Consider the following 25,135-nt stretch of genomic DNA (forward strand, 5'->3'; position numbering starts at 1 on the left):
GTAGAAAAAGGCTACAAACTTCAGAACATAACAAAGTTCAGACATAACAATATAGTTTAATTTAATATATGTTTATCTGATTCTATCCAAAGACTTTGCACTTAACCTAACTGTTCATCCCCATTTATAGTCTTAGTCAACACTTTCATTTTCAGTTCGATTTTATGAACTTACGTTCACAAAAAAGACAAAGTTCAATCCATCTTCAATTTTATAGCTTTTATAGTTCATTTTCAAGCTACAACAAGACGAATATTAAAATAATCATATTATCCATACAATGACGTCTTCGAAAATCAATGATAGAGACAAATGATTTGAACTTATCCTAGCATTCTTCAGGGTTTCCAGCTACTTTAGCAGTTCTGAATGAACTACCACAGCCACATGAAGCGATGGCATTTGGATTATCAATTTGGAAGCCACCACCCATTAAAGATTGTTTGAAATCAATCGTTGTCCCATTTAATACAGGTACATCATATTTATCTACTAATACTTTCAAACCGTAGAATTCGAGTACTTCATCATTCTCGCCAGGTTGTTCTTCGGCTGACATACCATACGTAAGGCCTGTGCAACCACCACCGTTTACTTTAATCTTTAAATAGCCATCTTCCATGTCATTGCTCTTCAACATATCTTTAACTTCATACGCTGCCGCTTCAGTTAATGTTACAGTTGGCATAAATTATTCCTCCTATAATAAGTTAGTAAAATCATTCTCTTCTATATGTTTATAAATATTGCTTAATAACTCATCAGGTGTATCACCTTCAACAGTATCACCATCTACTAATGCATACAACCCACATGAACATACGCCACAGTTGTTTAAACATCCATATTCTAATACATCCACATTGGGATCGTTATCAAGTTTATCGTAAACGTAGTCTCCGCCTTTTGCCATATTAGAAATGCAAAATTCGACTAATGGAAACATACTTCACCTTCTTCTTCATTTTTTAATTACATTATTATAACAAATCTTACTTAGAACTGCATTGTCCTGGCTCATCATTTCCCTACTATTTACAACGAATTTCTCCGACTAGAAATCATTAACTTCATTTTCCATATCATACATTTCATTGTAGTCATTTTGAAAAAAAGATATAATACACATATACATATATCGCACACTTTATTGTTAGGGGCAATAAATGTCGGCGATAAATAACTTTATTAATTTAAAGCTTTCAAATTAAAGTATCGTTTATTTACAAAAGTTTGCTTAATTCAAAGGGTATAAGTCAAAATTTATTTCGGAATAACAAATTTTTTATAAAGGGGTATAACAAATGAAAAATTTAGTGTTACTTGGTGGCGGCTATGGTAATATGCGTATCATGTCGCGTATTCTACCAGATGCATTACCAGAAAATTATACTTTAACATTAATTGACCGTATGCCATTTCATGGTTTAAAACCAGAATTTTATGCTTTAGCAGCGGGTACTAAGTCTGATAATGATGTGCGCATGAATTTTCCTGATTCAGAACGCATTAATACGATTTATGGCGAAATTAATGATATTGATTTAGATGCTCAAATCGTATCTGTTGGTCATACGAAGGTGGATTATGATGAATTAGTCATTGGCTTAGGTTGCGAAGATAAATATCATAATGTGCCTGGTGCTGACGCGTATACGCACAGCATTCAAACACTTTCTAAAGCTCGCGAAACATTCCATAGTATTAGTGAATTACCTAGTGGTGCACGTGTAGGCATCGTTGGCGCTGGATTAAGTGGTATCGAACTAGCAAGTGAGCTGCGTGAAAGTCGTGAAGATTTAGAAGTTATCCTTTATGATCGTGGTGAACGCATTTTAAGAAATTTCCCTGAAAAATTAAGTAACTATATTGCCAAATGGTTCCGCGAAAACAATGTAAAAGTCGTTCCAAATTCTTTAATTGATAAAGTAGAACCAGGTAAAATTTATAATAGTGGATCACCAGAAAATGTTGATTTGGTTGTCTGGACTGCGGGTATTCAACCTGTTGAAGTTGTAAGACACTTACCTATCGATATCAATCGAAGCGGACGTGTCATTATTAATCAATATCATCAAGTGCCAACGTATCGAAATGTATTTATCGTTGGTGATTGTGCTGATTTACCGCATGCACCAAGTGCTCAATTAGCTGAAGTACAAGGTGATCAAATCGCTGATGTACTCAAGAAACAATGGAGTAATGAACCACTACCAGATAAAATGCCCGAATTAAAAGTTCAAGGTTTCCTTGGTTCTCTTGGTGAAAAGAAAGGATTTGCCTATATTATGGACCGTACAGTTACCGGACGTCTTGCGCATATACTTAAATCTGGTGTTTTATGGCTATATAAATATCATAACGGTTAAGATGAAACACGGGATTAGGTCTGAGCATGTTCAGACTTAATCCCGTGTTCTATTTTACTATTATAAAGATTGCTATTAATTTGCAAAATGTTTATCGACAAAATTGGTAATTTGCTTCGTTTGAATATATCCATCTGCTACATACTCATCATTCATTGTAATTAATGGATAGAATAACTCATCTTCCTCAAGTTGTTCAATATAGTGTTGGTCGTGATCACTTAAATTTTCTGTTTGTTTTTGAAAATCAATATATGTGTATTCAAATTGAATGTCTGGATACTTTCTTTCTAATAAAGGCTTAATCCACTCAAATGTATTCAATGATGTTGGCGCATTGACACAACTCGCGCACACAACATCTGCGCCGTAAACTACCACGCTAACTTTAGTCATACTCAAATCCCCCGTTTTGTTTTATAGATTTTTCTTTCTTTATCTATTATAATAAATAAATAATGAATTTATGAAGTAATTTACTTGAAAGGAGACATATCTCATGCCTACTGAGAATGCAACAATGTTTGATCAAGTAGCTGAAGTCATTGAGCGTTTACGTCCTTTTTTATTACGTGACGGCGGAGACTGTACGTTAGTAGATGTTGAAGATGGCATCGTGAAATTACAATTACACGGAGCTTGCGGTACGTGTCCAAGCTCAACAATCACATTAAAAGCCGGTATTGAACGTGCATTACACGAAGAAGTTCCAGGCGTTATCGAAGTTGAACAAGTATTCTAAACGTCTAATATATCGTTTATATATACAATAAAGCACCAATGAATAGCGTTTTCACACGCTCATCATTGGTGCTTTTATTTATTAGTTATGATCCTGATGTTTTTCTTGGTCTTTATTATCATCATTCATATGTTGAACGATATGTTGGTTCATATGCGCCCAACCTTTCCAACCTACGTGAACGACATCACTAAGTACATATTTTTCATAGTCTTTATCTGACATGTCATACACTTTACCACCATGTGCTGCAACAGTTTGGTGTATTTTCTTATAGACAGGTTCTCTTGTGGCGCGTTTAATACCTAAATGATCATACCATTTACCATTTACCGGTAAAATGACATATTGTACATCTGCACCTGCTTGATGCATCGTATCTACTAATAATGATAAATCATTAAATTCTGGAGAGTTCATTTTAAACTCATATTGACGATGATTCATCGGCTTTTGGTGCATCAATTGTTTCCAATATTCATTGCGGATGCCATAGTTATTAGATGATGAGCGTTTCTCACCTAAAGCTATAGCTTTATCTTGCATTTCTTTCCATGACGCATTCGGTTCAGTTATCGTTTTCACATGTGATAAAGGTGATTTATCAAATGAGAAGTATGTTTTAATTGCTTCAATCTTAAGTAATTGATTCTCTTTAAAGCGTGAAACATAATGACCATCTACCTCGCCATGATTGTTAGCAACATCTTTCAAGAATGCTTTATTTGACGCACTTTTAAATTGTAATAAGCGTTTGGCATATCTTTCCTTTAATTCTGAAGGCATATCTTTTTGTTGAAATAACTGATTAATTTGGGTAGGTGTTGTTCGTGCTGCAAAATCACGATTATTCACACCATGCGTACTAAACCATTGTGGCGAAATAATAAACGTCATCTTTTTCCCTTTAAGTTGATCATATTGACCAGCTAATTCAATTGCATTAATTAAATCGGTATTACCACCCGTACCCACTAAAAAGATGGGCTTAGTGTCTTTTCTATTATGTAATGCAAGTGCAGGGTTAAATGGATCTAACTTATTCAATTCACTAGATCCATAGATAGGATAATAATTGTCATTACTAAATAGTTTATTTTGAATGAGCGTACCTTTAAGAACTTGATCTGTTAAAGATATTCTATTATTAGCGACAGCCTTGTTCGTGACTAATCCAGTAAACCAGCTAGCAGGCATTAACACAAAGGCTAGAAATAATATGCCGCTAATAATAATTGGTAAAAATGGTTTTAATTTCATCGTAATTCTTCTAATGCTTCAACAATTTTGTTAGGAGTTGCCCACTCATCACGATCAAAATCCATGATTGATACTTCAATGCCTAATCTATTTTGAATTTCAAGTAATAATCCTACTGTTTGGAATGAATCGATAATACCCTCTTCAAAGATTTCAACATCAGGGTTTTCTTTTACAACATCATTTTCTGCCACATCAGCTAATAAATCTAATACTTGTTCTTTAAATTCCATAATTTATGACTCCTTTTAAATTAATTTTCCTGAAAAGATTAAAAATCCAAATGCTACAAAATGGAATGTAATGATAATACTTAATGCTGTAGTAAGACCATTTTGCCAACGTGGTGGATGTTTCTTTCTCCAACGTTCATAGTAACCATAACCGATAAACATCAGGCCGTGATAAATACCATAAACGATATAGAATAACTCTAAACCATGCCACACACCCATGATAAAGAAGTTTAGGAAGAATGCGAAATTAGACATCGCAAATTGACTTTTGAATGTTTTCTTACGTGACATATAGAATAATGTACGCATATAGATACAATCTCTAAACCAGAATGATAATGACATATGCCATCTGTTCCAGAAATCTTTAATATTCTTCGCTTTGAAAGGTTGCTTAAAGTTAGGTGGTGTATTGATACCATATAAATAACTTACCGCTACAGCAAACAAACTATATCCTGCGAAATCAAAGAATAAATAAAAACTGTAAGCATACATATACAGCCATTTATGCGTAAAACCATTCAAATCCATCAATAATGGATGAATTGCATAGACATTGATTAAATAAGCGAGTATATATTTATATAAGAACCCAAGCATAATCATATGTATCGCTTTAGCAACCATTTCTCTATATTGTTCACCTGTAGGAACCTTTTTATCATCTTTGACGAAACGTTTATAGCGATCAATCGGTCCTGAAGACACTGTTGGGAAGAAAGAAATAAATTGGAACAACTTGCCCACTTTAATTTCTTTTATAGAGCCATCGCGTATTTCCATAATTAACTGAATACTTTTAAACGTTACATATGAAATACCTAGGAAACCTACAAATTCAATTAGTTTATGTTCATGGAAGTGAATTTGTTGACCACCTAACCATGAGCTTTGTAATACTTTAACAATCGCTAATGGTAAAATGGATAAAATCATCACAATGACAAACTTACTAAATGTATTATTTTTCTGTCTCGATTTATAATATCCCATGATTAATAGCACTTGCCAAATGAGATAAATGATAAAACTAATAAGTTGAATACTTAAATATTTATTACCGAATAAATTATGTTTATCTGATGAAAAAATGACGACAATCATAATTGCAGTACTTATACCGTTATATATATAGCTTCGCTTACCTAAGAATCCGAGTATGATGACTGGTAAAAGTACTATAAATGCAACTAAGAAGAAGGTAAACGTACCATATGGAATCATGCGTTAATATCCTCTGCCACTTGTTTACGATCAAGCTTTCCGTTTGAAGTCAATGGTAATTGTTTCATCCAAACAAATTTTCTCGGAATCATATATTCAGGTAAGCGAGATTTAAGTTCGGATTTAATTTGTCTTGTCATTTCCAAATCATCTTTAACTTCTTCGGTTGGAACAACCGCACCGATTAAGTGTATAACCTTGTTATTTTTATACACTGGTACGACTACGGTTTCTCTTACGAATTCTGACTGTCTAAGTTGCGTTTCAATTTCTTCTAATTCCATTCGGTAACCGTTAAGTTTAATTTGGAAATCAATTCTTCCTTGAATGAACCATTGTCCGTCTTTTTCGATTGCTTTATCACCAGTATGATAAATGCGAAGGCCATCTTCAAAGTTGAATACCGCTTCTGTTTTTTCTTTATTATCTAAATAACCTAAACTAACACTATTACCTTTAATTACAAGTTCACCCTCATCCGTTGTAAATAATGTTGTATTCGGTCTTGAAACACCAACTGGTAGCGGATTATACGTTTCAATAATTTCAGGCGTCAATTTGACACCTGTAACTGCTACTGTCGCTTCGGTAGGTCCATACGTGTTATAAACTACCGCACTTGGATATCTATCTAGTAAAGCTTTAGCAGTTCTATGCGGCAAGATTTCTCCACAGAAGAAGAAATGATTTAAACTTGGGTAACTTGCTTCATTAAGGTTAGGTAATAATAGACACATTTCCATAAATGATGGTGTAGACACCCATGCATTTATTGGTGTATTAACTAACATGTCATTCAACAATTTAGGTTTGTTGATCATGTCCTTATCTACTAAATTTAATGTGCCACCTGAAGTTAAACAAGGATAGATTGCCATGACTGATAAGTCGAATGAAAATGGTGCTTGATTTAACCATTCTTGTGCACCTTCAGACTCGTTAAGTGATACCATCCATTCTGCAAACTCAATTAAACTTGCATATTCAATTTGAACCCCTTTAGGTTCACCTGTTGAGCCAGATGTAAAGATTGTATATACCACGTCTGTTAATCCCATTTGACTATCAAATAGTGTTGGATTATCTGAGTCTTGGATACTTTGGATTGTCAGCTCTTGAATACCAGGCTGATTTAAGCGTGAATCTGTTGTGTTAAATATCATTTCAGGTTGAACCTTATTTATAATCATATTTACACGTTCACTCGGTACGGATGTGTCAATTGGAACATATCCACACCCTGCTTTAATCGCACCTATCATACCCACTAACATATAAGGAGACATATGTCCGTATACGATTAATGGTTTCTTATTATCTTGTAATAGATGCGCTAATTTACTAGATTCATCCATTAATTGTTGATATGTTAATGTTTCATCTTTATGTCTAACTGCTACACGTTGAGGATGACGTTGACCGAAGTCATTTATTAAATTTATGATATCTGTCATAATTAGACTCCTTATTAAAATTCATTATAAATGAAATTATTATGTGTATCGCCGGAACCATAAATTAGGTACAGCGCAATAAATATAGCTAAATAGAGAAGCGTTACTAAATAGGGTTTAGCTTTCTCATAATATTGCATTATTTTATGATTATTCTCTTTCAATGCACTATTGCACCTCACTATCATGTCAATTATCGGAGCGAATTAATCGCTTTTCTCGCGAAGGATATTTGAAGCTCCGAAAAAGCAAATTCATTAAATATAATTTTTATATATTATACATTCATCTTATTATAATTAAAATTTGTTTTTATAGCAAATTAAATTTTGCACTTCAAGATGTTACGATAACGACACTGCCATTCATATTTCCAAGTTCATAGAAGTAAGTGAGTCAGTATCCACATTAAGTACGCCTTGTAATGCCATGGATGAATTTAAATGACATTAATTATATTAGTACCAATTAACCTACTTAACAATTACATACGACATAACAAAACTGTTAGATAATATAAAAGAACTTCTATCGTTAAATAGTAAATTATTACCTAAACGTTAGAAGTTCTTTATCATTTTATTTATTTGTTACTGGTGTAAGTGGTGCTTCCCCTTTTAATATCGCAGCAATATTATCCACACATAATTGAATCATGTGATCTCTCGTTGCTACTGAAGCACTGCCAATATGCGGTAATATAATTGCATTAGGCATTTTCAGTAGTGGATGGTCAAGCTGAATAGGTTCTTCGCGTAAGACATCCAAGCCACAACCACCAATATCTTGATTGTTCAATGCATCAATTAATGCTTCCTCATCTACAATAGCGCCACGGCCAATGTTAATAAAGATAGCATCGTTTTTCATTTTTGAAAATGCATCTTTATTAAATTTATTTTCCGTTTCCGGCGTTAACGGTGCAGTACATATGACGAAATCACTTTCTGCTAATAACGTATCAAACGGTACGTAGGTTGCATTGAGTTGCGTTTCTGCATCTTCATGTCTAGAGCGATTATGATATAAGATATTTGCATTAAACCCTTGCAGTCGACGTGCAAAGCTCTTTCCAATATCACCCATACCATAAATACCTACAGTAGAACCATGGACATCTTTGCCTGATAACAAATAAGGCCCCCAACTTTTCCATTCGCCATTTTGAACGTAGTGTTCTGCTTCAACAATACGTCGCGCTACAGCTAACATTAATGTGAATCCTAATTCAGCTGTTGTTTCAGTAAGTACTTGAGGCGTATTAGTGACAACAATACCTTTATGATTTGCTAACTCAACATCAATATTGTCAAAACCAACCGCCATATTTGCAATAATCTTCACGTTTTTCGCGTGTTCCAGACAGGTTGCATCTATCGTTTCACTCAATGTAATAAAGCATGCATCTACGTCTTCTATTTCCTTCAAAAATTGCGCTCTAGGCATAGGTTCAAATGCTTCTTCCCACATTTTAACGTCGCCGAGTTGTTCCAATTGTTCAATGAAACGATTTGGAACCTGACGTGTGACTAGAATTTTCACCATTGTCGTGCCACCCCTTTATCTATTTTTGGGCATTTTTTTCTAATTCTGCAATTGCTACATTTAAATCTTTAAATGAATATGTAGGTTGTTGATCTTTCTCTTGTAATTCTTCATACGTCGTTACACCTGTTTGAACATGAATCGTATCTACACCGACATTAATCCCTGACATGATATCTGTATCGTACAAATCACCGACCATTGCTACATCAGATTTGTCCAATTGTAAGATATCTAATGCAATGTCCATAATGACTGGTTCAGGTTTACCAATAAATTGAGGGGCTTGACCCGTTGATACACTTACTACACTCGTAATTGCACCATTACCTGGTAAGAAACCACGTTCTTTAGGAATAGATACATCTGGGTTTGTTGAAATAAAACGTGCACCCTTACGTACTGCAAGCGTTGCAACGGCTAACTTCTCATAAGTGACATTTTCATCTAAACCTATCGCAACATAATCTACGTTTTCATCGTCTTTTACAGTTAATCCTGCTTCAGTTAACGCTGTGCGTAAGCCATTACCACCTAACATATATACTGTAGCATCACTTTTCTCACCGGCAATAAAATTGGCTGTTGCTAACGCAGATGTGACAACCTCTTCAGGTTTCGCATCAATCTTCATCTCTTTTAATTTTTGCGTTACCTCTTCAGGTGTCTTTGTAGAATTGTTTGTAACATATAAATGTGGAATTTGATGATTGTTTAAGTAATCGATAAATTGTGCTGCACCATCAATTTCGTCTGTACCTAAATACATTGTTCCATCTAAATCGATTAAATAACCTTTATAATTTTTCATTAGCTGTTGTCTCCTTTTCCAAAAGCAGTAACCGGCACATTCTCTTTCTCAAGGAATTGCGTTACCTCTTGAATAAACTGTTCATAATACGGCAAAGCATGATCAAATAACGGTTGAATCTTAGCATCATCTAATTCCGTGTAATTGTGTGCGAACTGCTTTCTAACATCAATCGTTTCATTTACACGTTGCTGTGTAGATTTCGAAATAACGCCTTCAAGTTCAAGAATATCAATGACATCTTTATAATTTCCAGGGTCTCTCAAGATAAAACCATCAATAATCATATTCCCTATATCCACAGATGATTCAATTAACATTTGAGCGATACGTTCAAATGCGTAATGATTTTCTTTATTTGCTTCATAATCTTTAATTAATTGATTTAAGTAAGTTAATTTTAAAGTAAGTTGATCTTTATCTACAAAATACATATCCTTCACCTCTTAATATGTCTATCATATCACAGTTTTGCATCGGTCTTCATTTGTCGTTATACTAAATTAAAATACAAAGATAAAAGGAGTTCTACTCTTATGATAGATATGTACTTATATGACGATGAAGAACAAAGCCAAGTGCAATTTGTAGGCTTTGTAGGTGAACACAGTCGATATGATTTAATGCTTGTTCAAACAGACCGTCATTATGGTAAAACGCTTGTGTTAAATATGCAAACAAATAAATTTGGTATCATCGGTACAGATGATATTGAAGAAGAAGGCTACATCGCGCATATTCTAGGTGTAAGCCAAGAAGAAAGTGATGAAATTATTGAATATCTGAATCAAGTTATTCAATAATTTCAATTTAAATAAGCTGTGAAAAAATCTTTTATCATGATTTTTTCACAGCTTATTTGATTATTTTTATTGTTCATCATGGTGTTTAACTTCTTGAATCGTAGGTTTTATTTTGACGTCATGCAACTTATCTTCTGTATCCGACAAAATGACATCATCTTTTTCATGTTCTAATTGTTGTACTTCTTTATTAGATAAATGACGCAATACAAAATAAGGACAACCAAAATTACAATATTCTAATATATAATCTTGAATACTTGAAAAACGTTTAGATATTTCAGCTTTTTTATTGGTATCTTTGTAAAAGCCTTTTAAACGTAACTGGTCATATCCAAAATCTCCTACGACAAAATCATATTTATCTAATATATCTGAATATCTCGATGCAACTAATTCTTCATCAAAACACGATCTATAATCTTCAATGATTTCAAAATATTGTTGACCTATCTTAATCATAATTTGTCACCTTTAACTCGTATAATAAAAACTTAGATTACACAATTCAGTAAAAAATGTGCAACCTAAGTCTCTAAAAACTTAATCTAAACTATTCACATGTTTAAATTAATTTTGTTGTAATTTTTCTTCACCTAGACGGTGTTTTTCTTTAGCCGCTTCATTTACTTGTTCATCGGCATGATAAGAACTACGTACCATAGGGCCAGCTTCACAGTGTTTGAATCCTTTGTCCATAGCTACTTTTCTTAATTTACCAAATTCTAATGGCGTATAATATTTTTCAACTTTTAAATGCTTACGTGATGGTTGTAAATATTGACCAATTGTTAGTATGTCTACATCATTTGCACGAAGATCATCCATTGTTTCGTAGATTTCTTCTATCGTTTCACCTAAGCCAACCATTAAACTTGATTTAGTAGGAATATCTGGTTGTAATTCTTTAGAACGACGTAAGAATTCTAATGTTCGTTCATATGTAGCACGTGCACGAACTCTCGGTGTTAAACGACGTACTGTTTCGATGTTGTGGTTTAAGATATCTGGTTTAGAAGCCATTAAAGTTTCTAGTGCTTCATAGTCACCACCCATATCTGATGGTAAGATTTCGATTGTAGTGAATGGATTACGCTCACGTACTTTACGTACCGTTTCAGCATAAACGTTTGAACCTGCATCTCTTAGGTCATCACGTGCAACAGCAGTGATAACAACGTGTTTCAAGTTCATTAATTCAACTGATTCTGCAACACGTTCTGGTTCATTTAAATCTAATTCATTAGGTAAGCCTGTCTTAACAGCACAGAAACGACATGCTCTTGTACAGACCGCACCTAAAATCATAAATGTAGCCGTACGTCTAGCTCCCCAACATTCATGTATATTTGGACACTTTGCTTCTTCGCAAACAGTGTGTAAGTTTTTTTCACGCATCATTTTCTTGAGGCCAATATAGTTTTCGTTCGTGTTAAGCTTAATTTTCAACCAATCTGGTTTACGTAAGATTTCTTCATTTTTAGTAGCCATAACCACGTATACCCTCCTGTATAATCTATCTTTTCCTATTATAACGAACTTTACATTAAATTAAAACGTAATAAGCTATAAATTTCGTGATTCACACAATTTCTATTTAATGAACAAATATATCTCGCACTATTTTATTATAATCTTAATAACTTATCCTTGAAAATATCTCTAAGGAATTGAGGCATTAAATAATCAATTGATTTACCTTTTAATATTGGGAAATATCGACCAAAGGTATACATATCAACTGTTCCTAGCGTATATGTCTTATCATCAATCACTTCTTCACCATTAACAAAGAAGCGATTGTCTGACTGAATATAGCCACAATTATATAATATATAACCACCAAAAATATCGCCTCTAAAGCCTAAGCCCTGCGCATGTTCATGCATATATTCTTGCTTTTGACTTTTGATAATGACTTTTTTAAGTTCAGCACCTGTTAGACGTACACGCACTAAATTAATCGGATGCGGCAACATTTTATGAATGTCGTATTCTGTTAGTCGATCTGCTTCAACGCCTTTTACGATAAGCCCTGCATTAATGATCGTACAATCTGTATTCGTGAATTCGAATACACTTTCTGCTAATAAATACGTCGTTTTAGTAATCACATCGGTTTTACTACTTAAATTGATAGGATGATCAATCACTGGCTCACTCATAAGCGCTTTCCCTTCAGACTCATAATCCGTGTCAACTAAAGGCAACGTTTCAACTGGATAAATCATGGCTTCTTTATTAACAACCTTTTTATTTTCAATAGTTAAATTAACTTCACCTAAGTAATATCCATATTTTCCGGCAGCAGCCATAAGTACACCATTGTTCATTTCACCTTTATCAAAATGATGATGCGTGTGACTACCTAAAATGACATCAATTTCCGGAATCTCTTGGCATAACTTTTCATCAAAGAAGATGCCAACATGACTCATCACAATAAGTACATCGTAATTACCTTGTTGATTGGCAATTTCATCTTTAATCGCTTCTAACGGATCTGTAACAATCCAATCAAGTGCACGATAAAATGGTGTAAACGCTGCTGTAGCCGCCACGAATAAAATACGAACACCTTCAATGTCTTTAATACACGACGATGCTATATTATGTGGTAAATGCCCTTCCTCATCAATAACATTGGTGCAAATCACGTCAAACTTCGCGTTGTTGTATAACTGATTTAACGCTTCATGTGAAATCGTCATTCCTTCATTATTACCAATTGTCGCAATATCGCAATGTGCCTCGTTAAGCAACTCGACATTTTTACGCCCTATCGTTGCTTGGGTCACCGGTGCCGATAAATCTACATGGTCGCCTATATCTAAATAGAGTGAGGGATGTTGAAGTTGAGGTCTATGTTCTGCCATATAAGATGTAATACGTGCATATTCGTTTAAATGACTATGAATATCGTTCGTGTGAAAAATGGTTAACTTCACTTAAATTCCCCCTATTTTTATTTAAAGAAAAGATTTAATAATTAAGTACACACCCATTATCAACATCACCGTACGCAAAAGTGTGACAACCGTTTCAGATTTAATTGAGTGATTGACACGCACACCAATTTGAGCACCAATGTAACTTGAAATAATGAGGACGATAGAATAAGACCACGCAACATGACCTTGTATGATATGCCCTATGGAACTCATTACACTTGAAAAGAAGATCATCATCATACTTGTACCTACTGCAACATGAGGTGGAAATCTAAAGACGATTAACATGAGTGGCGTCATTAATGCGCCACCACCAATACCAAATAAACCAGTTAATATACCGATAAATAGCGTCGCAACAAATGCAAATAAAGGCGGTACACTATAATGATACGTCTTGCCTTCAGAATCAATATACGTTTTACGATATTTCTCTTTATCAAAGATTTTAAACGGTTTGATTCTATGTCTTACCATTAAAATAATAGAGACAATAATCATGAAAATACCAAAATATAAATTGAATGATTCTAAAGTAAGGTATCTACTTAAAAATGACCCTAGCAACGAACCCGGTAGTAAACCAAATAAAAAAATAGAGCCATTCTTGATATCCACTTGCTTCGTCTTTAAATAGCCTAGTGATGAAGATAAACCTGTGACGATTAAAATCACAGATGATGTTCCTATTGCTATTTGCGGTGTTATACCATGTAATATATCGTGCGTCACGCCTAAATAAACCAGTGTAGGAACGATGATAATACCTCCACCAATGCCTACTAATGACCCTAAAATGGCAGAGAAAAGACCGATAAGCACTAATAAAATAATTGTCACTAACATTATATTTCGCCTCTTAGAATAATTTTAATTGTTGGGGAGCTAAACCTGTGTATTCAATATCTAAAATATCTTGATATGTTTTAGCATTTTGAGCAGCATGGCCACCTGAATTATTATTGAATACGACATAAACTTTTTTGGCTTTTTGTTCTAAAATCCTAACTTTATTAGCTAAATCGGTAAGCTCTTCCTTATTGTAATTATATAAATATCGCACATCACGCCACTCTTGATCTGTCATATCTTTTTTAGTCCATCCTTGTCTGTTCCTTCCATGATAACGGACGAACGCTGTTTCAGTAGTAATACGGTTAACGAGTGGTACAGATCCTTCTCTTACTTGTGGTTCATCAACAACTGAATGGATTATATGGTGTTCCATTAAAAATGAGAGCGTTTGCTCTTTAAATTGTTCGTTAAACCATGATTGATGACGAAATTCAACACAAATCGGTATATCTGATAATTGCTGACGAACGTATAAGATATACTTGATGTTCTGTGCCGTACAATCAAACCAAGGTGGAAATTGAACTAGTACCATAGCTAATTTATGATGGTCAATGAGTGGTTGTAACATACGCTTAAATTGCGCAAATAATTCACTTCTTGTTTCTGCATAATCTTTATAATCTGCATGCAATGTGAGCGCTTGATGAATTTTCACAACAAATTCAAAGCGATCAGGTGTTTCTTTAATCCATTTCATGATATTTCGTTCAGGTTGGATGGCATAATATGATGCATCAAGTTCAACAATAGGAAAGTGACTTGCATACGTTTGTAACTTGTCCGATTGTCGTTCCAAATCTTCATATAACGTATCATGATCGCCCCATCCAGTAAGACCTATATTAATCATTTTTATCACCAGGTATATGATACCATATTCAATTTTAAGATATCACTTGTTCTATCCCATCTTTACATTATCTTATTATTTTTTGGAAAATGCAGAACCCTACAGCTCACATTGTTTTTATAAATCCATACTATTGCACAGCCTTCAATAACGCCTCAATTTGTTCGACAAGATTATCCATGAATTGATCTACATGTTGCGCTGTAGCTAAACGTGGCGATTGACCACTCCACATATGTGTCCATTCACGTTTACCATTGGAAGCCGCAGTCTTTCTAATTGCATTGGTTAATTGATTTTGAACTGGATACGGTGGTAGAACACCTACATATTGCGACAGTTTTTCCACAAATTCATTATGGATGCCACGCGCAAATTTACCACTAAAGACGTCCGTAACAACAGTGTCCGTTTCCTTACTATGTAGCACCGCTTGTTTCACTAAATCATTCGCACCACTTTCCACTGTAGTTAAAAATGCTGTCCCCATCTGAACGCCTTGCGCCCCTAGTACTTGACTCGCTAATACGCCACGACCATCCATGATACCGCCTGCAGCAACAACTGGTATCGTGACTTGATCAACAATTTGAGGAATTAAACTCATTGTGCCAATTAGTGGTGTTGATTGCTGTTTACTTGGTAAAAATGACCCCCTATGGCCACCTGCTTCACTACCTTGCGCAACCACTATATCCATGCCTGCCTGTTCGTTTTCAATTGCTTCATCAACAGATGTTGCCGTACCTATTAAAGTGACTTGAGCATCTTTCAGTTGTTTAATGATATCTTGTGATGGTATACCAAAGGTAAAGCAACACACTGGTATTTTCTTTTTAATAATCATGTGAATTGCCTGGTTAAATTGTTGTGCTTCTGAGATATTAATGACAGGTTCTTCAAGATTTAAAGCCTTACGGTAAGGTTTTAGCCAAGCATTCATACGCTCAACTTGTTCATTGGTATACGTATGTTGCCCTGGTACAAATAAGTTTACGCCAAATGGTTGCGTTGTTAACGATCGAACTTGTTCTATTTCTTGTTCTAACTTTTCAGTTGTAAAGTAGCCTGCACCAATACATCCTAATCCACCTTTATTACTAACAGATGCCACAAGTTCTGGTGTTGTACTACCGGCCATACCTGCTTGAATAATGGGATATTGAATATTTAAAGCCTCTGTGAATTGATTGTCATACCACATGTTAACGCCACCTTCTCTATAATGAGTAGTTACACATACTATATCTGTATTGTTCAACTTATTCCCTACTCTAATTTTCAATAAACTTGTCCATTACTATATAAAAAAGTGGAAGTGGGACAGAATTCTTTTTAAATTCGTTGTCCCACCCCCACAAGGGTGACTAGAACTAAGAAAAGCTTGAATTAAGCGCCTTCTCAGTTCAGTCAGCTACTGCGAATTCGCAAAATAGCTTCATTTTATTATTTTTTCCCAGACTCACTTATGATTAAGCACAATCGGTAATGCTGAATGATTAACCGATAGAGCCCTCCATTTCGAATTTGATTAAACGGTTCATTTCTACTGCATATTCCATTGGTAATTCTTTAGTGAATGGTTCAATGAAGCCCATAACGATCATTTCTGTCGCTTCTTCTTCAGAAATACCGCGGCTCATTAAGTAGAATAATTGTTCTTCTGATACTTTAGAAACTTTCGCTTCGTGTTCTAATGAAATATTGTCATTAAATACTTCATTGTATGGAATTGTATCTGAAGTAGATTCGTTATCTAAAATTAACGTGTCACATTCAATGTTAGAACGTGCACCTTTCGCTTTACGTCCGAAGTGAACGATACCACGATAGATTACTTTACCACCATTTTTAGAAATTGATTTAGATACGATTGTTGAAGATGTGTTAGGTGCTTTGTGAATCATTTTAGCACCAGCATCTTGTACTTGACCTTTACCAGCAAAGGCGATAGATAATGTACTACCTTTCGCACCTTCACCTAAAAGAACACAGTTTGGATATTTCATAGTTAACTTAGAACCTAAGTTACCATCTACCCATTCCATGTTACCATTCTCATGCACAAATGTACGTTTAGTAACTAAGTTATAAACGTTGTTTGCCCAGTTTTGAATTGTTGTGTAACGTACGTGTGCATCTTTGTGAACGATGATTTCTACTACTGCTGAGTGTAGTGAACTTGTAGTATAAACTGGTGCAGTACAACCTTCAACGTAGTTCACTGATGCACCTTCATCAGCAATAATTAATGTACGTTCGAATTGACCCATGTTCTCTGAGTTAATTCGGAAGTATGCTTGTAATGGTGTATCTAATTTAACATTCTTAGGTACATAGATGAATGAACCACCTGACCATACAGCTGAGTTTAATGCTGCGAATTTGTTATCAGCTGCTGGAATAACAGAAGCAAAGTATTCTTTGAATAGTTCTTCGTTTTCACGTAAAGCACTATCTGTATCTTTAAAGATGATACCTTTTTCTTCTAATTCTTTTTCCATGTTGTGATATACAACTTCTGATTCATATTGTGCAGAAACACCTGCTAAATATTTTTGTTCAGCTTCTGGAATACCTAATTTATCAAATGTACGTTTAATTTCTTCAGGTACTTCGTCCCATGAACGTTCTGTATGCTCTGAAGGTTTAACGTAGTATGTGATGTCATCAAAGTTTAATTCTGATAAATCGCCACCCCATTGAGGCATTGGCATTTTATAGAATAATTTTAAAGCTTTTAATCTGAAGTCAAGCATCCATTCAGGCTCTTCCTTCATTTTTGAAATTTCTCTAACGATATTTTCAGTTAAACCACGTTCTGATCTGAAAATGGAAACATCCTCATCGTGGAAACCATATTTGTAATCTCCAACATCAGGTGCTTTTTTAGCCATTTCAATCACTCCTTAAATATATTTAAAACGACGTGCGCGAGATTTTTAATATTCATTATTGTCTATTGTCATTGTAACAATATGCAACCTTCATAAAAAGTCAAACGTGTAAAAAGTTAAGGTTAAGCTTTAAATAAGATAATAAAGTCTTACACAAAACTGGCCGATTACTCTTCAGTCGAACCTTCTGCTTTACCTTCTTTTTCAACTGTTCCTTTTTCAAGTGCTTTCCAGGCTAATGTTGCACACTTGATGCGAGCTGGGAATTGAGATACACCTTGAAGTGCTTCAATGTCTCCCATATCTTCAGTGATTTCATAATCTTCACCAAGCATCATCTTAGTAAATTCTTGACTCATTTGCATCGCTTCACCTAGTGAATGACCTTTCACCGCTTCAGTCATCATAGATGCACTAGACATTGAAATAGAACAACCTTCTCCTTCGAATTTAGCATCGTTAATGATGCCATTTTCAATATCAAACGTTAATCGAATGCGGTCACCACAAGTAGGATTGTTCATATCTACAGTCATTGAGCCATTATCTAAAACGCCTTTATTTCTAGGATTCTTATAATGATCCATAATTACAGATCGATAAAGTTGATCTAAATTATTAAAATTCATAAGAGAAAAACTCCTTCGTTTGTTTCAATGCTTCAACAAGTTGGTCTACATCTTCTTTAGTATTGTAAACATAGAAGCTTGCACGCGCAGTAGATGATACGTTCAACCATTTCATTAATGGTTGTGCACAATGGTGTCCAGCTCTTACAGCAACACCTTCAGTATCTACTGCAGTAGCAACATCGTGTGGATGAATATCAGCTAAGTTAAATGTGATAACACCGGCACGACGATCTTTAGGCGGACCGTATATTTCAAGTCCTTCAATCGATGACATTTGTTCATAAGCATATTCTGTTAATGCTTTTTCATGTTCATGAATAGCATCGAAGCCTATATTCTCAATGTAGCGAATTGCTTCTCCTAAGCCAATAGCTTGAGCAATGATTGGTGTACCTGCTTCAAATTTAGTAGGTAAATCTGCCCATGTAGCGTCATATTTGCTTACAAAGTCAATCATATCCCCACCAAATTCAATTGGTTCCATGTCTTTTAATAAGTCACGTTTACCGTATAATACACCAATACCAGTAGGTCCTAACATTTTATGGCCACTGAAACTGAAGAAATCAGCGTCTAAATCTTGAACGTCTATGTTCATGTGTGGCGCAGATTGTGCACCATCGACACTTATAATCGCACCGTGTTCATGCGCGATTTTAGCGATTTCTTTGACGTCATTAATCGTACCTAGAACATTAGATACATGTGCTATGGCTACGATTTTAGTGTTGTCATTAATTGTTGCCTTAACATCCTCAATATTTAATTCACCCTCTTCTGTCATTGGAATGAATTTTAATGAGGCATTTTTGCGTTTAGCTAATTGTTGCCATGGAACAATATTGGCATGATGTTCCATTTCAGTAACAACAATTTCGTCGCCTTCTTCAATATTGGCATCTCCATAACTACGCGCAACAATATTAATTGCGGCAGTTGTTCCTCTTGTAAAGATGACTTCTTCAAAGTATTTAGCGTTAATGAAACGTCTTACAGTTTCACGAGCACCTTCGTATCCATCAGTAGCTAGTGAGCCAAGTGTATGCACACCACGGTGTACATTGGAATTGTATCGTTTATAGTAATCGTCTAATACGTTTAATACTTGAACTGGCGTTTGGCTTGTAGCTGTTGAATCAAGGTACGCTAATCTTTTTCCATTAACTTTTTGATCTAATATTGGAAAATCTTTAATAATTTCCTCAACATTTAATGAAGTTTCGGCCACTTTATTTCACGACCTTTCTTATATTAAAAATCTCTTTGGGATTGATAAGTTTATTTATTAACTTTAAGTTCGATAACTTCTCTTAATTGACGTTTAACATCTTCAATTGGTAATTCACGTACTACAGGGTCTAAGAAACCATGAATCACTAATCGTTCTGCTTCTTTTTGAGAAATACCACGACTCATTAAATAGTAAAGTTGTTCAGGGTCAACACGACCTACTGAAGCTGCGTGTCCTGCTTCTACATCATCTTCATCAATTAATAAGATTGGGTTAGCGTCACCTCTGGCATTCTCAGAAAGCATTAAGACACGTGACTCTTGGTTAGCGATAGATTTCGTACCACCATGTTTAATGTAACCAATACCATTAAATACAGATGATGCATTCTCACGCATTACACCATGTTTTAAGATATAACCGTTCGTTTCTTTACCATATTGAACAATTTTAGACGTTAAGTTGATTTTTTGGTCGCCTGTACCAACAACAACGGATTTAAGTTCACTTGTTGAACGATCACCAATTAAATTAGTTGTATTATCAATGATTTGACTACCTTCATTCATCAAACCTAATGCCCAATTAATTGATGCATCTGCAGCAGTTGTACCGCGGCGGATAATGTGACCAGTAAAGCCTTTGTCTAAATAGTCAACTGAACCATACGTAATATTAGAGTTTGCACCTGCAATGACTTCAGAAATGATGTTGAGTTGGTTACCTTCACCACTTACAGTTGATAAATAGTTCTCAACGTATGTCACTTCAGCACTTTCTTCAGTAACAATAATCACATGATTGAAGAAGCTAGCATTCTCATCATCGTGTAACACAACATATTGGATAGGATCTTTAACAACGACATTCTTAGGTACATAAACAAATACGCCACCATTAATTAAAGCCGTATGCAATGCAGTTAAACGATGTTCATCAACTGTAACTGCATCTGTCATTAAATATTTTTGTACTAAATCTCCATGATTAACTAATGCTTCAGATAAGCCTTCAATAATCACGCCATTATCTTGTGTTTCTTGTGATACTTGCGTATAAGCTAAAGCATTATTATGTTGTACGACTAAATTTTTAGTGTTTTCAACGTCAATAATGTTTTTAATCGCATCTGGAAGCTCTGATAAATCATTGAACGTTTGTCCTTCGACTTTATGTTGTTTAAATGAATCAAAGTCCCATTTTCTTAATTTCGTTTTATCTGGTTTTGGCATTTCTAAAGTTTCTGTTAATTTCAACGCTTTTTGACGTAACTCAGTCATCCAAGAAGGTTCATTGTGCGCTTTAGAATAATCAACAAGTTGTTCTTCAGAAATGTTTAAAGTTTCGGTTGTCATAACTCTCTTTTCCTCCTACTTGATGAAAAATTTTAGCGACTGTAACACCATCGAAATAATAACTTTATTTATATGTTCGATGTCTCAGTCTCACATATTCAATCGTCATTATTAATGCAACTATTTACATTAATAATCTGCATCTAGTTTCATCATTTAAAAACAAACGACTGCTAGATTATTCTTTAGCACCAAATTCTTCTTTAACCCACTCATAGCCTTCTTCTTCAAGACGTTTAGCTAATTCAGGGCCGCCTGATTTAACTACTTTACCACCGTACATAACATGCACTTTGTCAGGTGTGATGTAGTTTAATAAACGTTGATAGTGTGTAATCATTAATGCACCAAATTCTTCACCGCGCATTTCGTTAATACCTTTAGATACAACTTTCAATGCGTCGATATCTAAACCTGAATCGATTTCATCAAGAATAGCGAATTTAGGTTCTAACATCATTAATTGTAAGATTTCGTTACGTTTTTTCTCACCGCCAGAGAAACCTTCGTTTAAGTAACGTTGAGCCATATCTTTATCAATATCTAAGAAATCCATTTCTTTATCTAATTTCTTGATAAATTGCATTAAGTTAATTTCTTGTCCTTCTTCACGTTTCGCGTTAATCGCTGAACGCATGAAGTCAGCATTCGTTACACCAGTAATTTCTGATGGATATTGCATTGCTAAAAACAGACCAGCTTTAGCTCTTTCATCAACTTCTAATTCTAAAATGTTAACACCGTCAAGTAACACTTCACCTTGCGTTACTTCGTATGATGGATGTCCCATAATCGCTGATGATAACGTTGATTTACCCGTACCATTTGGCCCCATAATTGCATGTATTTCGCCTGTATTAATAGTTAAATTAACACCTTTTAAAATTTCTTTATCTTCAATAGACACATGTAGGTCTTTAATTTCTAATGTTGATGACATTTATATTCCCTCCGTAAATATAAAGTTTTCTTAACTAGTTTATAATAATTTTAATTTGTAGTCAAAAAGACTTTGTGTACTTTAATACACTTCATTATAACGCAAATAGCCCTTAATATAAACTTATTAAAACTCTAAATTATAGTGATTATTTATCTAAAATAATTTTTATCTAAGAGTCAATTTTTTCTTGCAACTGATAATCAAAGGCTTACAGTTCTCAATAGAAATAATTCAGACACAAACTCCATTCATTTAGTGCAATATTTATAAAAATTATAATATTACAATCTTAATATTTTATTATTCTTCAAAAGTCTGTTATCATGCTATTTAACCTATTTCGAAAGGAGACGTTCATGCAAAATTTTAAGTGGATTAATATATTAAAAGGGTTCGGTATGGGAACAACCGATTTAGTTCCTGGAATTAGCGGAGGTACTATCGCGTTATTATTAGGCATATATGATGGCTTTATTTCTTCAATAAGCGGTATATTCTCCAAGCGATTTTGGCCTAGCTTAAAGTTTTTACTTCCTATATTAATTGGTATGGCTTTAGCCATTGGCATATTAAGTAACTTAATCAATTATTTATTAGAACATCATCAAGTGGTTACCATGTTCTTCTTTACAGGATTAATCATTGGTATTATCCCTTACTTATTAAGAACAGCAAAATTTAATAAAACATTTACAACAAAACACTACGGCATTATGTTAGTAGGTATCATTATTTTAGTAGTGATAACATTAATGAATTCTGGTAATCAAAGCGCTGATACATCACTAGATTTATCATTTGGTCTTATTATTAAATATTTCTTAGCTGGTGCGTGTGCTTCAAGTGCAATGTTATTACCTGGTATTTCTGGATCATTCATGCTACTTGTATTTGGTACTTATGGAACAATTATGTTAGCCATTGCTGATTTAGTTAAATTAAACTTCGATGGCCTTCCAATATTAATCGTTGTAGGTTTAGGTGTATTAGCAGGATTCTTATTATCTAGTCGTATTATTAAATACTTCTTGCATCATCACTTCTATACCACATTCGCATTAATAACTGGATTCGTTATTGGTTCCGTCTATGCCGTTTTCCCGGGTCTTCCTCAAACTGGTGTTGAGTGGACACTTTCAATCATCACATTAATCGTCGGTTTTGCCGGCAGTTATTGGCTCGGCCAAATTACAGATGAGAATGTGTAATCAATAGTATTAAAAAATAATCGCCAACGATAGTCATCATCGTTGGCGATTTGTCTGATTATAAAGAAAAAAATGACTCTATAAAAAAGAGATTAAACAACCTAAGGTTGCTTAATCTCAACATTAGGACTCACCAATCCGATTTGACAAAGAGCCAAAAAAGCGCAAGTGCTAGGCACTTGCGCTTCGTATTATAAACAAATTATTTATTATCGTTGTTACCTTTTACTTTATCGATAACATCGTTTGCTTTTTCTTTAACGTTTTCAACAACTTCTTTAGCTTTACCAGAAGCTTTGTCGCTTTGACCTTCTTTTTCTAAATCTTTATTGTCAGTGGCATTACCAACAGTTTCTTTTAAATTACCTTTTGCTTGTTCAAATTTATCTTCAGCCATTTGAGATTCCTCCTTGATAGTCTGTATATCTTGTATAGTAATAAATACCACACTATAACATGTTTAAACATCGTATTCGTAAAAATTTAATTTTTTCATTTTACATATGCGTTCAACTATAATGATAATGAAATAAATCAATTTAAGGAGTGGTTATAATGAAATTCATTAATTTTACTGCAATGACTGAAAGCGGCCTCACTAAAAAGGTAAATCGTTTCTTAGAAGAAAATCCATATATTGAAGTTATAAAATTTGACTATACAATGGGATCTGGCGGGCAAGGTGTCGGCATACTGTATAAAGATAGAAAATCTTTCTAAATTAAAGGAGTGGACAGAATTCTTTTAAAATTCGTCGTCCACTCCTAGCTTGCTTTACTTGAAGCATTTCTTAATGAAATTCTCTTTGCTAGGGCTCCGCGCCCTCAAGGTTGACTAGAACTGAAAAAGATTAATTTAAACGCTTTTCCAGTTCAGTCAGCTACTATGAATTTGCAAAACAGCATCATTATATTATTGATGTCCCAGCCTCTATGCTTACTTCGCTGGTACAACTGCACCTTTGTATTTATCTTTAATGAAGTCTTGAATCTCTTTAGATTGTAATACTTCCATTAAAGCTTTGATTTTTTCATCATCTTTATGTCCTTTTTGAACTGCAATTAAGTTTGCGTATGGGTTGTTGTTTGCTTTTTCAACAGCAATTGAATCTTTTTGTGGACTTAATCCTTGATCAATTGCATAGTTAGAGTTGATGATTGCAGCATCTACATCTTCGTTTTGATAGATTTTTGGAAGATATTCTGCTGATTGTTTACTGTTAAATTTAATGTCTTTTTTGTTTTCAGTGATATCTTCGAATTTAGCATCTTCGATTTTTACACCTTTTTTGATTTTAATTAATCCTTCATCAACAAAGAATTTTAAGAAACGACCTTGCTCTGCTGGGTTGTTTGAAACATATACTGTTGCACCTTTAGGAAGGTCTTTTAAACTTTTATATTTTTTAGAGTAAACAGCCATTGGTTCTAAGTGAACTTTACCTGCATCTTCAATTTTGTATCCTTTTTCTTTACTTTCAGTTTTTAAGTAAGGTACGTGTTGGAAATAGTTCGCGTCTAGTTCACCTTTATCTAACAATTTGTTTGGTGTTGTGTAATCGTTAATCGTTTTAATTTCTAGATCATAGCCTTTCTCTTTAAGTAAAGGTTTCGCTTTTTCTAGAATTTCAGCGTGTGGTGCTGGAGATGCACCTACAACGATTTTCTTATCTTTGTCCCCACTACCATTGCCACAAGCTGCTAAAACGACAGTTAATGTTAGTACTAAAATTAAGCTTAAAAGTTTTTTCATTGAATCATTCC

29 protein-coding genes are annotated in these 25,135 nt (G+C 34.3%); 5 read left to right on the forward strand and 24 right to left on the reverse strand.

The annotated features are described in order from the left end of the window. Positions 1-328: 328 nt before the first annotated feature. Together AK212_RS06125 and AK212_RS06130 are read right to left on the reverse strand one after the other, a co-directional pair. Positions 329-688 (reverse strand): HesB/IscA family protein, encoded by a 360-nt coding sequence (locus AK212_RS06125; RefSeq protein WP_053029805.1) that lies wholly within the window; start codon positions 686-688, stop codon positions 329-331. Positions 689-700: 12 nt separating this feature from the next. Then, positions 701-946, reverse strand: a complete 246-nt coding sequence (locus AK212_RS06130) for a YuzB family protein (RefSeq protein WP_053029806.1) — start codon at positions 944-946, stop codon at positions 701-703. 358 nt (positions 947-1,304) lie between these two features. Here AK212_RS06130 and AK212_RS06135 point away from each other — a divergent pair, with 358 nt between their 5' ends. Next, positions 1,305-2,369 (forward strand): NAD(P)/FAD-dependent oxidoreductase, encoded by a 1,065-nt coding sequence (locus AK212_RS06135; protein ID WP_053029808.1) that lies wholly within the window; start codon positions 1,305-1,307, stop codon positions 2,367-2,369. Between the two features lie 75 nt (positions 2,370-2,444). Here the strand turns inward: AK212_RS06135 and AK212_RS06140 are convergent, their stop codons facing one another. Continuing rightward, on the reverse strand, positions 2,445-2,765 hold the full coding sequence (locus tag AK212_RS06140) for a YuzD family protein (RefSeq protein WP_053029810.1): 321 nt from the start codon (positions 2,763-2,765) through the stop codon (positions 2,445-2,447). Positions 2,766-2,868: 103 nt separating this feature from the next. Between AK212_RS06140 and AK212_RS06145 the strand changes: the two genes are divergently transcribed. Further along, complete coding sequence (locus tag AK212_RS06145; RefSeq protein ID WP_002433501.1) at positions 2,869-3,111, forward strand: NifU family protein; 243 nt, start codon at positions 2,869-2,871, stop codon at positions 3,109-3,111. 81 nt (positions 3,112-3,192) lie between these two features. Here AK212_RS06145 and dltD read toward each other — a convergent pair whose 3' ends face one another. The 8 genes from dltD to AK212_RS06180 all read right to left on the reverse strand — a co-directional run bounded on the left by dltD (position 3,193) and on the right by AK212_RS06180 (position 10,078). Continuing rightward, positions 3,193-4,371 (reverse strand): D-alanyl-lipoteichoic acid biosynthesis protein DltD, encoded by a 1,179-nt coding sequence (dltD, locus tag AK212_RS06150; RefSeq protein WP_053029812.1) that lies wholly within the window; start codon positions 4,369-4,371, stop codon positions 3,193-3,195. Further along, positions 4,368-4,604 carry a D-alanine--poly(phosphoribitol) ligase subunit 2 gene (gene dltC, locus AK212_RS06155; protein WP_011276285.1) on the reverse strand — a complete coding sequence of 79 codons (237 nt, stop codon included), beginning with the start codon at positions 4,602-4,604 and terminating at the stop codon, positions 4,368-4,370. Before dltC ends, dltD begins: the two co-directional genes overlap by 4 nt. A gap of 15 nt (positions 4,605-4,619) precedes the next feature. After that, positions 4,620-5,834 (reverse strand): D-alanyl-lipoteichoic acid biosynthesis protein DltB, encoded by a 1,215-nt coding sequence (dltB, locus tag AK212_RS06160; RefSeq protein ID WP_053029814.1) that lies wholly within the window; start codon positions 5,832-5,834, stop codon positions 4,620-4,622. Beyond that, a complete protein-coding gene (dltA, locus tag AK212_RS06165; RefSeq protein WP_053029816.1) occupies positions 5,831-7,288 on the reverse strand; it encodes a D-alanine--poly(phosphoribitol) ligase subunit DltA in 1,458 nt (485 codons plus the stop codon). Before dltA ends, dltB begins: the two co-directional genes overlap by 4 nt. 14 nt (positions 7,289-7,302) lie before the next feature. Beyond that, the gene (locus tag AK212_RS12995) at positions 7,303-7,428 is read right to left on the reverse strand and encodes a teichoic acid D-Ala incorporation-associated protein DltX (RefSeq protein ID WP_107630223.1); all 126 of its coding nucleotides are present in this window, start codon (positions 7,426-7,428) and stop codon (positions 7,303-7,305) included. Positions 7,429-7,867: 439 nt separating this feature from the next. Continuing rightward, entirely contained in the window at positions 7,868-8,833 is a 966-nt protein-coding gene (locus tag AK212_RS06170) for a 2-hydroxyacid dehydrogenase (protein ID WP_053029818.1), read from the reverse strand. Positions 8,834-8,852: 19 nt separating this feature from the next. Beyond that, positions 8,853-9,644 carry a TIGR01457 family HAD-type hydrolase gene (locus tag AK212_RS06175; RefSeq protein WP_053029820.1) on the reverse strand — a complete coding sequence of 264 codons (792 nt, stop codon included), beginning with the start codon at positions 9,642-9,644 and terminating at the stop codon, positions 8,853-8,855. Further along, on the reverse strand, positions 9,644-10,078 hold the full coding sequence (locus tag AK212_RS06180; RefSeq protein WP_053029822.1) for a DUF86 domain-containing protein: 435 nt from the start codon (positions 10,076-10,078) through the stop codon (positions 9,644-9,646). The genes AK212_RS06175 and AK212_RS06180 overlap by 1 nt, the downstream gene beginning before the upstream one ends. Before the next feature lie 102 nt (positions 10,079-10,180). Here AK212_RS06180 and AK212_RS06185 point away from each other — a divergent pair, with 102 nt between their 5' ends. After that, on the forward strand, positions 10,181-10,447 hold the full coding sequence (locus AK212_RS06185) for a DUF3055 domain-containing protein (RefSeq protein WP_037548938.1): 267 nt from the start codon (positions 10,181-10,183) through the stop codon (positions 10,445-10,447). A gap of 66 nt (positions 10,448-10,513) precedes the next feature. Here AK212_RS06185 and AK212_RS06190 read toward each other — a convergent pair whose 3' ends face one another. The 11 genes from AK212_RS06190 to sufC all read right to left on the reverse strand — a co-directional run bounded on the left by AK212_RS06190 (position 10,514) and on the right by sufC (position 22,161). After that, entirely contained in the window at positions 10,514-10,909 is a 396-nt protein-coding gene (locus tag AK212_RS06190; protein ID WP_053029824.1) for a YutD family protein, read from the reverse strand. A gap of 108 nt (positions 10,910-11,017) precedes the next feature. Beyond that, positions 11,018-11,938, reverse strand: a complete 921-nt coding sequence (gene lipA / locus AK212_RS06195) for a lipoyl synthase (protein ID WP_029376689.1) — start codon at positions 11,936-11,938, stop codon at positions 11,018-11,020. Between the two features lie 137 nt (positions 11,939-12,075). After that, complete coding sequence (locus tag AK212_RS06200) at positions 12,076-13,395, reverse strand: bifunctional metallophosphatase/5'-nucleotidase (protein WP_053029826.1); 1,320 nt, start codon at positions 13,393-13,395, stop codon at positions 12,076-12,078. A 21-nt stretch (positions 13,396-13,416) separates the two neighbouring features. Further along, positions 13,417-14,244 carry a sulfite exporter TauE/SafE family protein gene (locus tag AK212_RS06205; protein WP_053029829.1) on the reverse strand — a complete coding sequence of 276 codons (828 nt, stop codon included), beginning with the start codon at positions 14,242-14,244 and terminating at the stop codon, positions 13,417-13,419. Between the two features lie 13 nt (positions 14,245-14,257). After that, positions 14,258-15,106, reverse strand: a complete 849-nt coding sequence (locus tag AK212_RS06210) for a DUF72 domain-containing protein (protein ID WP_053029831.1) — start codon at positions 15,104-15,106, stop codon at positions 14,258-14,260. Positions 15,107-15,236: 130 nt separating this feature from the next. Further along, positions 15,237-16,310: an NAD(P)H-dependent flavin oxidoreductase gene (locus tag AK212_RS06215; RefSeq protein ID WP_053029833.1), complete on the reverse strand. Its 1,074-nt coding sequence runs from the start codon at positions 16,308-16,310 to the stop codon at positions 15,237-15,239. Positions 16,311-16,605: 295 nt separating this feature from the next. Then, positions 16,606-18,003 carry a Fe-S cluster assembly protein SufB gene (gene sufB, locus AK212_RS06220; RefSeq protein ID WP_053029835.1) on the reverse strand — a complete coding sequence of 466 codons (1,398 nt, stop codon included), beginning with the start codon at positions 18,001-18,003 and terminating at the stop codon, positions 16,606-16,608. A gap of 167 nt (positions 18,004-18,170) precedes the next feature. After that, complete coding sequence (sufU, locus tag AK212_RS06225; protein ID WP_053029837.1) at positions 18,171-18,632, reverse strand: Fe-S cluster assembly sulfur transfer protein SufU; 462 nt, start codon at positions 18,630-18,632, stop codon at positions 18,171-18,173. Then, the gene (locus tag AK212_RS06230; protein ID WP_053029839.1) at positions 18,622-19,863 is read right to left on the reverse strand and encodes a cysteine desulfurase; all 1,242 of its coding nucleotides are present in this window, start codon (positions 19,861-19,863) and stop codon (positions 18,622-18,624) included. Before AK212_RS06230 ends, sufU begins: the two co-directional genes overlap by 11 nt. 50 nt (positions 19,864-19,913) lie before the next feature. Further along, positions 19,914-21,221, reverse strand: a complete 1,308-nt coding sequence (gene sufD, locus AK212_RS06235; protein ID WP_053029841.1) for a Fe-S cluster assembly protein SufD — start codon at positions 21,219-21,221, stop codon at positions 19,914-19,916. Positions 21,222-21,399: 178 nt separating this feature from the next. After that, positions 21,400-22,161, reverse strand: coding sequence for a Fe-S cluster assembly ATPase SufC (sufC, locus tag AK212_RS06240; RefSeq protein WP_011276304.1), 762 nt, complete (start codon positions 22,159-22,161; stop codon positions 21,400-21,402). 359 nt (positions 22,162-22,520) lie between these two features. On the opposite strand from sufC, the gene popT reads away from it, so the two are divergent. Further along, on the forward strand, positions 22,521-23,372 hold the full coding sequence (gene popT, locus AK212_RS06245) for a polyprenyl-phosphate transporter PopT (RefSeq protein WP_053029843.1): 852 nt from the start codon (positions 22,521-22,523) through the stop codon (positions 23,370-23,372). Between the two features lie 202 nt (positions 23,373-23,574). On the opposite strand, the gene AK212_RS06250 is transcribed toward popT, so the two are convergent. After that, a complete protein-coding gene (locus tag AK212_RS06250) occupies positions 23,575-23,769 on the reverse strand; it encodes a CsbD family protein (RefSeq protein ID WP_053029845.1) in 195 nt (64 codons plus the stop codon). 158 nt (positions 23,770-23,927) lie between these two features. Here AK212_RS06250 and AK212_RS13630 point away from each other — a divergent pair, with 158 nt between their 5' ends. After that, positions 23,928-24,092: a hypothetical protein gene (locus tag AK212_RS13630; RefSeq protein ID WP_016931019.1), complete on the forward strand. Its 165-nt coding sequence runs from the start codon at positions 23,928-23,930 to the stop codon at positions 24,090-24,092. Positions 24,093-24,308: 216 nt separating this feature from the next. Here the strand turns inward: AK212_RS13630 and AK212_RS06255 are convergent, their stop codons facing one another. After that, complete coding sequence (locus AK212_RS06255; protein ID WP_053029847.1) at positions 24,309-25,124, reverse strand: MetQ/NlpA family ABC transporter substrate-binding protein; 816 nt, start codon at positions 25,122-25,124, stop codon at positions 24,309-24,311. Positions 25,125-25,135 lie beyond the last annotated feature (11 nt).

Origin of the sequence: Staphylococcus borealis (assembly GCF_001224225.1) — a bacterium.
GTDB classification, from domain to species: Bacteria; Bacillota; Bacilli; order Staphylococcales; family Staphylococcaceae; genus Staphylococcus; species Staphylococcus borealis.